At 62.8% G+C, this 12,305-nt stretch carries 11 protein-coding genes; 1 reads left to right on the plus strand and 10 read right to left on the minus strand.

Translation table 11 applies throughout. From position 1 onward, the window contains the following. Positions 1-9: 9 nt before the first annotated feature. The 6 genes from PMM47T1_RS03980 to PMM47T1_RS04005 form a co-directional block, all read right to left on the minus strand. Positions 10-1,359: an OprD family porin gene (locus tag PMM47T1_RS03980; protein WP_043300710.1), complete on the minus strand. Its 1,350-nt coding sequence runs from the start codon at positions 1,357-1,359 to the stop codon at positions 10-12. A 203-nt stretch (positions 1,360-1,562) separates the two neighbouring features. Continuing rightward, positions 1,563-1,787: a hypothetical protein gene (locus tag PMM47T1_RS03985; RefSeq protein ID WP_008366026.1), complete on the minus strand. Its 225-nt coding sequence runs from the start codon at positions 1,785-1,787 to the stop codon at positions 1,563-1,565. 123 nt (positions 1,788-1,910) lie between these two features. After that, positions 1,911-3,275, minus strand: coding sequence for a heavy metal sensor histidine kinase (locus tag PMM47T1_RS03990; RefSeq protein WP_008366029.1), 1,365 nt, complete (start codon positions 3,273-3,275; stop codon positions 1,911-1,913). Further along, entirely contained in the window at positions 3,265-3,942 is a 678-nt protein-coding gene (locus PMM47T1_RS03995) for a heavy metal response regulator transcription factor (RefSeq protein WP_008366030.1), read from the minus strand. Before PMM47T1_RS03995 ends, PMM47T1_RS03990 begins: the two co-directional genes overlap by 11 nt. 9 nt (positions 3,943-3,951) lie before the next feature. Continuing rightward, positions 3,952-7,053 carry a multidrug efflux RND transporter permease subunit gene (locus PMM47T1_RS04000; RefSeq protein ID WP_008366032.1) on the minus strand — a complete coding sequence of 1,034 codons (3,102 nt, stop codon included), beginning with the start codon at positions 7,051-7,053 and terminating at the stop codon, positions 3,952-3,954. Next, positions 7,050-8,213 (minus strand): efflux RND transporter periplasmic adaptor subunit, encoded by a 1,164-nt coding sequence (locus PMM47T1_RS04005; RefSeq protein WP_043300711.1) that lies wholly within the window; start codon positions 8,211-8,213, stop codon positions 7,050-7,052. The genes PMM47T1_RS04000 and PMM47T1_RS04005 overlap by 4 nt, the downstream gene beginning before the upstream one ends. Positions 8,214-8,486: 273 nt before the next feature. Here PMM47T1_RS04005 and PMM47T1_RS04010 point away from each other — a divergent pair, with 273 nt between their 5' ends. Beyond that, positions 8,487-8,777, plus strand: a complete 291-nt coding sequence (locus PMM47T1_RS04010) for a hypothetical protein (RefSeq protein ID WP_008366036.1) — start codon at positions 8,487-8,489, stop codon at positions 8,775-8,777. 3 nt (positions 8,778-8,780) lie between these two features. On the opposite strand, the gene PMM47T1_RS04015 is transcribed toward PMM47T1_RS04010, so the two are convergent. The 4 genes from PMM47T1_RS04015 to norR form a co-directional block, all read right to left on the minus strand. Continuing rightward, entirely contained in the window at positions 8,781-9,104 is a 324-nt protein-coding gene (locus PMM47T1_RS04015) for a hypothetical protein (RefSeq protein WP_008366039.1), read from the minus strand. A gap of 66 nt (positions 9,105-9,170) precedes the next feature. After that, entirely contained in the window at positions 9,171-9,635 is a 465-nt protein-coding gene (locus PMM47T1_RS04020; RefSeq protein WP_008366041.1) for a GNAT family N-acetyltransferase, read from the minus strand. A 10-nt stretch (positions 9,636-9,645) separates the two neighbouring features. Further along, positions 9,646-10,545, minus strand: a complete 900-nt coding sequence (locus tag PMM47T1_RS04025) for a chemotaxis protein (RefSeq protein ID WP_008366044.1) — start codon at positions 10,543-10,545, stop codon at positions 9,646-9,648. Between the two features lie 104 nt (positions 10,546-10,649). Beyond that, positions 10,650-12,194 carry a nitric oxide reductase transcriptional regulator NorR gene (gene norR, locus PMM47T1_RS04030; protein ID WP_008366045.1) on the minus strand — a complete coding sequence of 515 codons (1,545 nt, stop codon included), beginning with the start codon at positions 12,192-12,194 and terminating at the stop codon, positions 10,650-10,652. Between the last annotated feature and the right edge of the window lie 111 nt (positions 12,195-12,305).

Below are 12,305 nucleotides of genomic sequence, written 5' to 3' on the forward strand. Positions count from 1 at the left end.
AACGTTTGATTAGAAGATGTTGATCGGGTAATCGACGATTACACGGTATTCATCCGAGTTGTCGTCCACGGTCTTGTAGCCATCGTTGCTGCGGTTGGTGGACCAGCGCAAGCGCAAACCCAGGTTTTTCGCAGGGCCCTGTTGCACCACGTACTTGATGTCCACGTCGCGTTCCCAGTGCATGGCGTCTTTGCCATCGGGGTTGTAGTAGTCGTAGCCCGAATCTGCGGCCTGGGTGGCCTTGGTCAGGTCTGCGGTACCGCGGGTGTACGAGATGCCCGAGGTCAGGCCAGGCAGGCCCCAGCCAACAAAGTCATACAAGTACGCAAGCTTCCAGGACTTCTCGCCAGGGGAGTTGAAGTCCGACCACTGCTGGGAGTTGTCGAGGAAGATGCTGTCGCCGTCTTCGATGTAGTCGAACGGCGTATTGCCGTTGACCTTCTGCAGCGAGGCGGTGATGGTCTGGTGGCCGATGGTGGTGCCCAGGTGCACGCTGAAGGTGTTGTTGTCGATCTTGCCCAGCAACGCCTGCCCACTGCTCTGGGTGCGGTAATAGTGGAAGCCCGGGTTCACGCTGATCAGGTCGTTGATCGCGTAGGTATAGTCCAGGTCGTAGTAGTACTGGTCCCAGATGTCCTTGAGCTGCGAGGCAAACAGGTTGGTGGTCACCCCTGGCAGGCCGGTGTAGGTCGCGCCGGCCCAATCCATGTGCTTGCTTTCCTTGCCGTCGGGCAAGGTGCCATAGTAGGTGCCGATGCGGCCGTTGCCGCTCTGGTTGAACAGCTTGTCGAAGCTGACCTGGCCTGCGTCCAGGGTCAGGTGATCGAAGCTGGTGTTCGTGGCTTCGACGCCGCGGAAGGTCATCGGCAGCATCCGCGAGGCGCCACCGGCGATTACCGGGTTGTTCAGGAACAGGTCACCGGCTTTGATCACGGTGCCAAAGGCGCGCATTTTCACCGCACCACCGGCCGAGGAGAACGAGTCTGGTGCATCGCCATACAGGTTGCCCGCCTTGGTGGCGCGGGTGGTCGGCAGAATGCTGGAGCCGCCGGTGCCGCCACCGCCGTCCAGTTTCAGGCCCAACATGGCGTTTACGTCGATACCAAAGCCTACCGTGCCCTGGGTGAAACCCGACTCGAAGATACCGGTGAAACCCTGGCCCCATTCGACACTGTTGTTCTCGCCATTGTGACGGCGATGGCTGAGGTAGTAGTTCTTCAGGTCCAGGGTCAGGGTGGAACCGTCGATGAAGCCATCCTTGCTGGCGGCTGCGGTGGTGCTGTCATCGGCGTAGGCGCCGGCGGACATCGTTGCAGCCAATGCAACGAAAAGCGGGCTGAATCGGAAAGTCGATTTCACAGTTTATAAACTCCTTGGTAAATGTTTTTTAACTTTGGCAGTTATTATTTTCATCAGCTCAGTTTTTTATAATGGGTACAATCGTGTGTAGCTCTGCGTTTCCGACAGACAAAAAAAAGCCGCTGATAGCAGCGGCTTTAAGATCAATCGCTCGGACAACCATCATCTAAGCAACGTCGAGGGAAAGGGGTTCATTTCCACTCTCAGCTATCCTTGGCTTCGTTGGTCTGCGCCTTGGCAGCCTGCGCCTGCTGAGTGTTCTGGTGCTGCTGGGCCTTGAGCGCCACGGCCTCCTGATGCTGTTCGAAGTTAGCCTGAATGGCTTCGTTCCGCGCCACAAATGCAGGCGATTCTTCCGCCATGGCCAGTGGGGACAACATAAAGGAAGACAGAATAATAGCGCCGGCAATACCCAATGATTTGGACATTTTGGAAAACCTTCTTGCGTCTGCAAGTTCGTTGGTGTGACGCAAATATATAAAGCGAACGGCCACTGAACAAGTGAAAATAAAGATAAGAGCCTTTACAAAACTCGTAACAGTGGCGCGCGATCAGGCGGGAAGGCTGATGCCAAAGGTGTTTGCGCCGCCCTGGCTGCGCACGAAAACGCTGCCACCGTGCATCAGCGCGATGGCTTTGACGATGGCCAGGCCCAGGCCATGGTTGGCGCCGCTGTTGCTGCGCGAGGCGTCCACGCGGTAGAACCGTTCGAACAGCATGGGCAGGTGTTCATCGGCAATGCGTGGGCCGGGGTTGCTGACTTCGATGTCTACCTGTTGCCCGTGGGGAGTGATGTTCACCTCGATCTGCTGGCCGGCGGCGGTGTGCTGCACGGCGTTGCTGAGCAGGTTGATCAGGGCGCGGCGCAAATGGGCCCGTTCGATATGCACCTGGGCGTCCCCGTTCACCCGCACGCTGATATGCGCGTCTTCAAGAATGAAGTCCAGGTACTCCACGGTGGTGGCTACTTCCTCGGCCATGGAACTGACGGTGAGTTGCGTGGCCTTGCTGCCCTGGTCGGCGCTGGCCAGGAACAGCATATCGTTGATGATGCTGCGCAGGCGTTCCAGCTCCTCCAGGTTTGACTGCAATACTTCGAAGTAATGCTCGGCCGATCGGCCGCGGGTCAGCGCCACCTGGGTCTGACCAATCAGGTTGGTCAAGGGCGAACGCAGCTCATGGGCCACGTCGGCGTTGAAGGCTTCCAGGCGCCCGTAGGCCTGGTCCACGCGCTCCAGTGACGAGTTGAAGGCCATCACGAATTCGCTTAGTTCCGGCGGCAGTGGTGACAGTTGCAGGCGGCCGGACAGCCGTGGCGGCGCCAGTTTCTGCGCCTCGCGGGACAGGCTGACCAATGGCCGCAGGCCCACGCGGGCTACCCAATAGCCCAGCGCCGAGGCCAGCAGAACGCCCAGGGCGGCGAAGCTGATCAAGGCAATGAGCAGGGTGTGCTGGGTTTGCGAAAAGGTGTCGGTCTCGATGGCGGCCAGAAAACGCAGCGGCGGGCGCTGGTCGATGGCCGGCAGCGCGTTGACCAGCACCTTGAGCGGGTAGGTATGTTCGGCCCGTTGCAGGTCGCGCTTGCCTGGCTTGCCCTGGGCGAACTGGCGCACCTGTTCATCGGGGGCGCCGTATTCAAAGGCTGGGTTGTCGCTGACCACCCAGAAGTGCAGGCGGCGATCTTCTTCTTCCAACAGCTTGAGCTTGGCGACGATCTTGGCCCAGCGTTCGGGTGAACCATCGCGCGTCAGCACCGATTCCAGCACGCTGTAGCGGGCGTCCAGCTCTGCTTCAGGCAACAGCCCCAGGCTCTTGTCCACCTGCCGGTAGAGCGCCCAGCCCATGATCAGGAAAATCAGCATGGCCACCAGGGTGAACAGCGCGCTCAGGCGCACCGCGATGGAGTTAGTACTCACGCCGGCTCTCCAGCACATAGCCCATGCCGCGGATGGTGTGCAGTAGTTTTTCCTCGAACGGCCCGTCCAGCTTGGCGCGCAGGCGCTTGATAGCCACTTCGACGACATTGGCGTCGCTGTCGAAATTGATGTCCCACACCAGTTCGGCGATGGCGGTCTTCGACAGGATCTCGCCCTGGCGGCGTGCCAGTACGCTGAGCAGCGAGAACTCCTTGGCGGTCAGGTCCAAGCGCTGGCCGGCGCGGCTGGCCTTGCGGCTGATGAGGTCGATCCACAGGTCGGCGACGCTGATCTGCACCGGCTCGTGGCCACCGCTGCGGCGGGTCAGGGCCTGCAACCGCGCCACCAGTTCCAGGAACGAGAAGGGCTTGCCCAGGTAGTCGTCGGCGCCTTCGCGCAGGCCGCGGATACGGTCTTCCACGCGCTCGCGGGCGGTGAGCATGATCACCGGTGTCTGCTTGCGCGCGCGCAGCGCCCGTAATACGCCATAACCATCCAGGCCGGGCAACATCACGTCCAGTACGATCACCGCGTAGTCGCTTTCCAGTGCCAAGTGCAGCCCCTCGATGCCATCAGGGGCCAGGTCGACGGTAAAGCCCTGTTCGGTAAGCCCCCGGTACAGGTAGTCGGCGGTCTTTTCTTCGTCTTCGATAATCAGGATACGCATGGTCCGCTCTCAATGGCCGGCCGGCAGCGCCGGGGCGGGTGCCGCCTGGCGCCGGTGGAACAGCCGCTCCAGTTGCAAGTATATGACTGGGGTGGTGAACAGTGTCAGTGCCTGGCTTACCAGCAGGCCGCCTACCACGGCCATGCCCAGCGGCTGGCGCAACTCGGCGCCGGCGCCAAAGCCGAACATCAGCGGCAGGGCGCCCAGCAATGCCGCCAGGGTGGTCATGATGATGGGGCGGAAGCGCGTGAGGCAGGCCTTGAAGATGGCATCGCGTGGCGACAGCCCGTCGTGGCGCTGGGCTTCCAGGGCAAAGTCGACCATCAGGATGCCGTTCTTCTTGACGATGCCGATCAGCAACACCAGGCCGATCAACGCCATGATCGAGAAGTCCTGGCCACACATCCACAACATGATCAGCGCTCCCAGGCCAGCCGATGGCAAGGTGGAGATGATGGTCAGCGGGTGCACGAAGCTTTCGTACAGCACGCCCAGAATGATATACACCGCCACCAGCGCCGCCAGGATCAGCCAGGGCTGGCTGGCCAGCGAGCTCTGAAAGGCCTGGGCCGCGCCCTGGAAGTTGCCGCTGATGGAGGCGGGCATGCCGATTTCACTCTGCGCGCGGTTGAGCACCTGCACCGCATCGCCCAGGGCCACGCCGGGTGCCAGGTTGAACGACAGGTTGGCGGCCGGGAACATGCCGTCGTGGGCAATGGACAACGGGCCAATGGTGGGTGCATCCACTCGCGCCAGGGCCGACAGCGGCACCATTTCCTGGGTGAGCGGCGAGCGCAGGTAGAAATAGTTCAGGCTCTCGGCCTTGCCGCGCTGGGCCGCGTCGAGTTCCAGCACCACTTTGTATTGGTTGGTTTCTGTCTGGAACTCATTGATCTGCCGTTGCCCGAAGGCGTCGTACAGGGCCTGGTCGACATCGGCGGCGCTGAGCCCGAAGCGCGCGGCGTCGCTGCGGTCGATGCTGATGTGGGTGATGCTGCCGCCCAGTTGCAGGTCGTTGGACAGGTCGCGGAAGGCCGGCAGGGTGCGCAGCTTCTCGGTCAGGCGCTGGGCCCAGAGGTTCAGCGTGGGCCCGTCGTTGCTCTTGAGCACATACTGGTACTGGGCGCGGCTGGGGCCGGAGCTGAGGTTGATGTCCTGGCCGGCGCGCAGGTACAGGACGATGCCCGGTACCTTGGCCAGTTTTGGCCGCAGGCGGTCGATGAACTCGCTGGCCGATACGTCGCGATCGCCGCGGTCCTTGAGGGATATCCAGAAGCGGCCGTTGGCGATGGTCTGGTTGCTGCCGGTCACGCCCACGGAATGCGAGAAGGCCTGCACCGCCGGGTCGGCACCCACGATTTTGGCCAGTTCCAGGTGTTTCTTGATCATGTCCGGGTATGACACGTCGGCCGCTGCTTCCGTGGTGCCGAGCACGAAGCCAGTGTCCTGGATGGGAAAGAAGCCCTTGGGGATGAAGACGTAGCCACAGATAGCCAGGCCTACCGACAGGGTGAAGATGCCCAGCATCAGCCGTTGGTGCTCCAGCGCCTTGCGCAGGTATTTCTCGTAGCCGGCCAGCAGGCGTTCGCCGAAACCGGGTTTGGCCTGTGGGTCATGCACCGGCGCGCGCATGAACATGGCCGCCAGGGTAGGGGCCAGGGTCAGCGACACCACCACCGAAATCAGGATGGTGGACGTGGCGGTCAGCGCAAACTCCTTGAACAGCCGCCCCACCACACCGCCCATGAACAGCAGGGGAATGAACGCCGCCACCAGCGAAAAGCTGATGGATACCACGGTGAAGCCGATTTCACCCGCGCCCTTGATGGCCGCCTCGCGCATGCTCTGCCCGGCCTCCAGGTGGCGGTGAATGTTTTCCACCACCACAATGGCGTCGTCCACCACGAACCCTACCGCCACCACGATGGCCACCAGGGTGAGGTTGTTCAGGCTGAAACCCAGCGCGTACATCAACGCGAAGCTGGCCACCAGCGACACCCCCAGCACGCTGGAGACGATCAGCGTGGCCGACCACTGGCGCAGGAACAGCGCCATTACCGCCACCACCAGCAGCACGGCAATCAGCAGGGTGGTTTCCACTTCATGCAGCGAGGCGCGAATGGTGCGGGTACGGTCGATCAGGGTGGTGACCTGCACCGAGGCCGGCATCATGGCTTGCAGCCCAGGCATGGCCGCCTGCACGCGCTCCACCGTGTCGACGATGTTCGCGCCGGGCTGGCGGGTAATCACCAGGTTGAGGCCCGGCTGGTCTCCAGACCAGGCCTGCACGTAGGCGTTTTCCGAACCGTTGATGACCTTCGCCACGTCGGTCAGGTGCACCGGCGCGCCGTCCTTGTAGGAAATGATCACCTGGGAGTAGTCGGCCGGTTCGAACAACTGGTCATTGGATGAAAAGGTCGAGATGCTCGAATCGCTGTACAGTGCGCCCTTGGCCAGGTTCAGGCTGGTGTTCTGCAAGGCCACGCGCACGTCGGCCAGGGTCAGGCCGATGGCGGCCAGCTTGTCGGCCGAGGCCTGCACGCGGATGGCCGGGCGCTGCTGGCCGGTGATGTTGACCAGGCCCACGCCTTCGATCTGGCTGATTTGCCGCGCCAGCAGCGACTCGGCGTAGTCGCTCAGTTCAGTGCCGGGCATTTGCGAAGAGCTGATGCTGTAGATCAGCACCGGGCTGTCAGCCGGGTTGACCTTTTTCCAGGTGGGCAGTGTCGGCATGTCCTTGGGCAGCAGGCCTGCGGCGGTGTTGATGGCCGCCTGCACTTCCTGGGCGGCGGTGTCGATGCTCTTGTCCAGGGTGAACTGCAGAATCAGGTTGCTGGTACCCAGGGCGCTGGTGGAGGTCATCTGGGTCATGCCGGGAATGGCACTGAACTGCACTTCCAGGGGCGTGGCCACCGAGGAGGCCATGGTTTGCGGACTGGCGCCCGGCAGCGCGGCACTGACCTGGATGGTGGGGAACTCCGCCTCCGGCAGCGGCGCCACGGGCAGTCGCGGGAAGGCGATGCAGCCAAGCAGCACCAGCGCGAAAGTCAACAGAAGGGTGGCCACCGGGTGATTGATGCACCAGCCTGAAACACCGCCGCGCACGCTCATGGCTGTGGCTCCACGGCAGAATCGGCAACGGCGGGCTGCTCTTGCTTGACCACGTCGACCTCGCTGCCCGGCTTGAGTCGCGACTGGCCGTCACTGACCAGCGTATCGCCGGCCGTCACGCCGCTGATCACGGTGAGGGTGCTGTCCTGATACACCACCTTCACGGGCACCGACTCCACGCTGTTGCCCTTGACGCGATACACGTAATGGTTATCGACCCCACGCTGCACCACTTGCGGTGGCACCACCAGGGCGCCGCGCAGCAGTTCGCTCTGCACGCTGATGTTCACCAACTGGCCGGGCCACAGTTTCTGCTGGCCGTTGGCAAACTGCGCCTTGGCGCGGATGGTGCCGGTGGTGGCCGACACCTGGTTGTCGATCAGGCTCAGGCGGCCCTCGCCCAGCAGGGTGCCGTTGTCGCTGTCGCCATCGACAAAGGCCTTCACCTGCGCCGGTTGATTGCCATGCACCAGTGCCAGCAGGGTAGGCAGGCTTTGCTGGGGCAGGGCGAACTCCACCGCGATGGGGTCGATCTGAGTCACCGTGAACAGGCCTTGGGCGTCGGTTACCCGCAGGAAGTTGCCTTCATCCACCGTGCGAATGCCCACGCGGCCAGTCACCGGGGAGCGAATCTGCGTGTAGGAAAGCTGTACCTGGGCGGCCGCAATCGCTGCCTGGTCACCCTGCATCGTGGCCTTCAATTGATCCACCAGGGCCTGTTGCTGGTCCAGGGTCTGGCGCGACACGCCGTTGTCAGTGCTCAGGTCCTTGTAGCGCTTGAGGTTTACCCCGGCCACTTGTAGTTGCGCCTGGCTCTGGCCCAGTTGCGCGCGTGCCTGGTCGAGGCTGGCGCGTATGGCGCGGTCGTCGATACTGGCCAGCAGGTCGCCCTGCTTGACCCACTGCCCCTCGCTGACCGCCAGCTTGGCGAGTACGCCATCGATCTGTGGCCGAACGGTCACGCTTTGCAGCGATTGCACCGTGCCGATGCCGGTGAGGTATTTGGGCACGTCTTCGCGTGCAACCTGCACCACCCGTACGGGTATGGCCGCCGTTGCCAGCACCTTGTGCGTCGGCTTTTTCCAGTACCACAGTGCAGCGCCCAGCAGGGCAATGATGACCAGTACCAACAGCAGTTTTCTTGTTATCGGAGTGCGCATTCGGGTGAGACGCCAGAGTCGTGAGCAGGGAAGGGGTAGTACTGCTCTTTATATAGCGGCAATCCGGTCATGAGCATGACGGGTTGCTGTCAGTTTTGTCAGGAAAGGCGGGGCGCCGCCGTTGCGTAGCCACATGAGGAAGGTGGCCTGCGTCAAGGGCCGCCCTGTATTTACAGCCGTTTCCTACAGAGAAAACAGAAACAACCAATGGCGGCTGATTTTCGATCCCGAGACACTTGGTTACGTATTCATTCCCTGCGAGAGGTGGCCCCTTTGATTCAATGGAATGTGGGCGGATGGCTGAAACCGGTGACGCTGGTGTTGCTGATGCCCGTGCTGCTCGTGACCTTGCACTACCTGCCGGTTCCACCGGGTGCCCGGGCGTGGCTGGCAACCCTGGGCGGCCTGGGTTGCTGTGCGGCCGCGCTGGTGCATGACAGCCGCTGGTTCAAGGCATCGATGTTCAGTGCGCTGTTGCTCAACGTATTGCTGCTGGCATTGATCAATGATCGGGACGTGGTGCTGCCGTTTTTGGCGTTGCTGTACCGGTTCGTGTGGTTGTGAGCGTCAGGGCTTGCGCACGTTCATGATCGAGTCCCACTCGCTGACGTGGGCGCTTTGCCGTTGCTTGTCGAACAGGCACAGCTCACGGCCCAGGGCGTTCTTCATGTGCGGCTGTGGGTAATGCCCCTGCAGCAGGATGGCGCTATAGCCCACGCTGTCGTCGAATTCCGCCGGGCGCCCCACGGCCTGGGCGGCCTTGAGTTGGCTGGCGGCGATGCAGGCATTGATCACGGTGTCGTCGTGCTCGTTCCAGGCCTGGTCGCTGGAGGCCTGGGCCGTGCCGATGGAGGCGGCCAGCGCCAGCCAGGATAGGGCAGTCTTGATCATGGGAGGCCTGCGCGGTAAAAGTCCGATTATGCCCGAGCGCTGTTGGCACCTGGCAGCCCGGTGTTGTTACGGAGTATATCGGCGAACCTCGATCATGCCGGCCTTTGCATACAGCCGCAGGGCGTCGGTGTTGTCGGCCAGCAGGGTGAGGTCCACGAAACCTTCGTCGCGGTAGCGGTAGACATTGAGCAAGTCATGGAGCAGCGCGGTGCCCAACCCTTGCTGGCGCGCGTCGGTGCGCACTACCAGGTGACGAATGAAACTGCTGGTCCAGCCCATGGCAAATCCCACCAGGCCATGCTGGTCGTAGGCCAGGCGGCACAGGCGGGGGTCGAACTCGGCATCGTGGGCCAGCTGTTGCAGCCAGGAAACCACCTGGGTGCCGGCCTCCAGTTGTTGCACGCTGAGCAGCAGCGCCAGCACCGCCTGGGCGCGACCCGCGTTCCAGGGGCGCAACTCGATACCTGGCGGCCAGTGCACGGGGGCGTAGGCGAGAGGCAGGGCCTTGCGCATCAGAATGCACTCGGCCATCGCGGTTCTCTCAGTAAGCCTGGCCGGCCACCGCACGGGCGGCGCGGATCAGGCACTGAGTGAGTTCAGGCGAGGAAAACTTGGTGAGCACGGCGTTGGCGCCGGCGGCCTTGGCTTTTTCGCTGTTCATCTTGCTGTCCAGCGACGTGTGCAACAGCACGTACAGGTCCTTGAAGTCCGGAGTCTCGCGCAGGGTGCGGGTCAGGGCATAGCCATCCATCTCGGACATTTCGATGTCGGACACCAGCACGTTGATCTGCTCGGCGGTGCCTTGCAGCTCCAGCAGACGGTCGATGGCTTCGCGGGCGCTGCGTGCGGTATGGCAATGAATACCCAGGTTGCGCAGGGTCAGCATGGATTGTTGCAGCGCCACCTGGCTGTCATCGACCACCAGGATGTTGGCCTGGGCCAGCAGTTGCGCGTCATCCTCGTCCAGGGTCTCATGACTGGCTTCGATGGGCGCGGGCGCAATGCCGTGGATGACTTTCTCGATGTCCAGCACCTGCACCAGCGAACCGTCGACCTGTGTCACCCCGGTAATGAACGACTTGATGCCTGCACCGTAAGGCGGCGGACGGATATCGGTGGTCAGGCAGTGCACGATCTTGCTCACGCCCTGCACGTGCAAGCCCTGCTTGGAGCGGCTGATGTCGGTCACAATCAGGCAGCCACCGCTGGGGTCCAGCAAAGGCATTTCGCCGATGGCGCGGCTGAGGTCTATCACCGACAGGGAATTGCCGCGTAACGTGGCCACGCCTTTGACGTGGGGGTGCGACTCAGGCAGGCGCGTGAGGGGCGGGCAGGGAATGATTTCGCTGACCTTGAGCAGGTTGATGGCCATCAGCTTGCCGCTGCGCAAGGTAAACAGCAAAAGTGACAGTGAGTCTGCGCGGGCATTCTTGGACGACATGGGGACCTTCTCTGTCAGACCGGATTCAATTCGTTGCCACGTTTATCGACCTTTAGTGGGCAGGCTTTAGCGCCGCAGGACAAACGTAGCCGCTGCCGCCAGGGCTACAGCCCCAAACGCCGGGCCAGGCGGCTCAGGTTAGCGCGGTCCAGGCCCAGTTCGCGGGCGGCGGCGGCGCGGTTGTGCGGGTTGCGTTCCAGGCTACCTTGCACCAGGCGCCGCTGGAACGCATCCGTGGCCTGGCGCAGGTCGAGCTCCAAGGGCAGGTCGCTCTCATGGGCGATGGCGGCTGGGTTGCCACCCAGCGGGGCGCGTAAATCAAGGTCTGCCGCTGTCAGGGTCAGGATAGCCGCTCGCCGGCCCTGTTGCCCCAGCGCCCTGAGCGATGCGCGGCCGATCAGGTGTTCCAGTTCGCGTACATTTCCCGGCCATGGGTAAGCCAGCAGCGCTTCCTGGGCGTCGCTGCTCAGGCGCAGGCTGTCGAGGCCCATGCGCGAGCGGTTTTGCTCCAGGAAGAAACCGCTGAGCAACAGCATGTCCGCGCCGCGCTCACGCAGGGGCGGGACCAGCAACGGGTACACACTGAGGCGGTGATAGAAGTCGGCGCGGTAACGGCCCTCGCGTACCTCTTCGGCCAGGTCACGGTTAGTGGCGGCGATCAGGCGTACGTCCACGTGGTGCTCGCGGTCCGAGCCCAGGCGCTGCAACTGGCCACTTTGCAACACCCGCAGCAGCTTGGCCTGCACACTCAGGGACAATTCCCCCACCTCATCCAGAAATAGCGTACCGCCATTGGCCAGTTCGAACTTGCCGCGGCGGTCGGCGGTGGCGCCGGTGAAGGCGCCCCGCACGTGGCCGAACAGCTCGCTCTCCACCAGGGTGTCCGGCAGCGCGGCGCAGTTCAGGCTGATCAGCGGTTGCCTCGCGCGGGGCGATGCCTGGTGAATGGCCTGGGCCACCAATTCCTTGCCCACGCCGGTCTCGCCGGTAATCAGCACGGTCAGGTCGCTGCTGCCCACCAGCCGAGTTTCGTCACGCAGGTGTTGCAGTGCCGGGCTTTGGCCAATCATTTCGCGGGGCTGTTGGCCGCTGGCCTGGCGATACAGTTCGGCGCGCTGGTGCTCATCCTCGGCGCGCATGGCCAAGTGAGCCATGCGCTCGGCCACGGTGACGGTGGCCGCGGCCATGCTGGCGAAGGCCTCAAGGGCGTCCAGGTCCAGGCTGTCAAAGCGTTGCGGGTCGAGCGCGTCCAGGGTCAGCAAGCCCCAGGGGCGTTCATCCACAAACAGCGGGCAGCCCAGGCAATCATGTACGTGCAAGTCTTCATGCAGGCCCTCCACCAGGCCGTCATAGGGGTCGGGCAGGGCAGTGTCGCTGTCGAAGCGCGTGGGGCCGGGGGTGGCCAGCAGGATGGCGAAGCGTGGGTGTTCGCTGACCTTGAAGCGTCGCCCCAGGGTGTCGGTGCTCAAACCATCCACGGCCAGCGGCACCAGCCACTCGCCTTCCAGGCGCAACAGCGCAGTGGCGTCGCAGGGCAGCAGGGTTCGCAAGGCCTGCAACAGGCGGCGATAACGCTCCTGTTCGGGCAATTCGCGGGAAAGGTCCGAGACCAGGGGGAGCAGGGCGGACAGCAGGGGTTTTGCAGTCATAATGACCTCGTGTAGTCATTATGACTTTAATCGCAAGGTGTCATACTGACTACAATATTTTCAAGCTATTGATTTATAGGTAAAAAATACTTGGCACGAAGCGTGATATCC

The organism is Pseudomonas sp. M47T1, from assembly GCF_000263855.1.
GTDB lineage: Bacteria > Pseudomonadota > Gammaproteobacteria > Pseudomonadales > Pseudomonadaceae > Aquipseudomonas.

What these genes read in the sequence shown, in the direction of transcription:
- PMM47T1_RS03985 (WP_008366026.1), bottom strand. Translation starts at nt 1,787, where the DNA reads ATGTCCAAATCATTGGGTATTGCCGGCGCTATTATTCTGTCTTCCTTT.
- PMM47T1_RS03995 (WP_008366030.1), bottom strand. Translation starts at nt 3,942, where the DNA reads ATGCGTATCCTGATTATCGAAGACGAAGAAAAGACCGCCGACTACCTG.
- PMM47T1_RS04000 (WP_008366032.1), bottom strand. Translation starts at nt 7,053, where the DNA reads ATGAGCGTGCGCGGCGGTGTTTCAGGCTGGTGCATCAATCACCCGGTG.
- PMM47T1_RS04005 (WP_043300711.1), bottom strand. Translation starts at nt 8,213, where the DNA reads ATGCGCACTCCGATAACAAGAAAACTGCTGTTGGTACTGGTCATCATT.
- PMM47T1_RS04015 (WP_008366039.1), bottom strand. Translation starts at nt 9,104, where the DNA reads ATGATCAAGACTGCCCTATCCTGGCTGGCGCTGGCCGCCTCCATCGGC.
- PMM47T1_RS04020 (WP_008366041.1), bottom strand. Translation starts at nt 9,635, where the DNA reads ATGGCCGAGTGCATTCTGATGCGCAAGGCCCTGCCTCTCGCCTACGCC.
- PMM47T1_RS04025 (WP_008366044.1), bottom strand. Translation starts at nt 10,545, where the DNA reads ATGTCGTCCAAGAATGCCCGCGCAGACTCACTGTCACTTTTGCTGTTT.
- norR (WP_008366045.1), bottom strand. Translation starts at nt 12,194, where the DNA reads ATGACTGCAAAACCCCTGCTGTCCGCCCTGCTCCCCCTGGTCTCGGAC.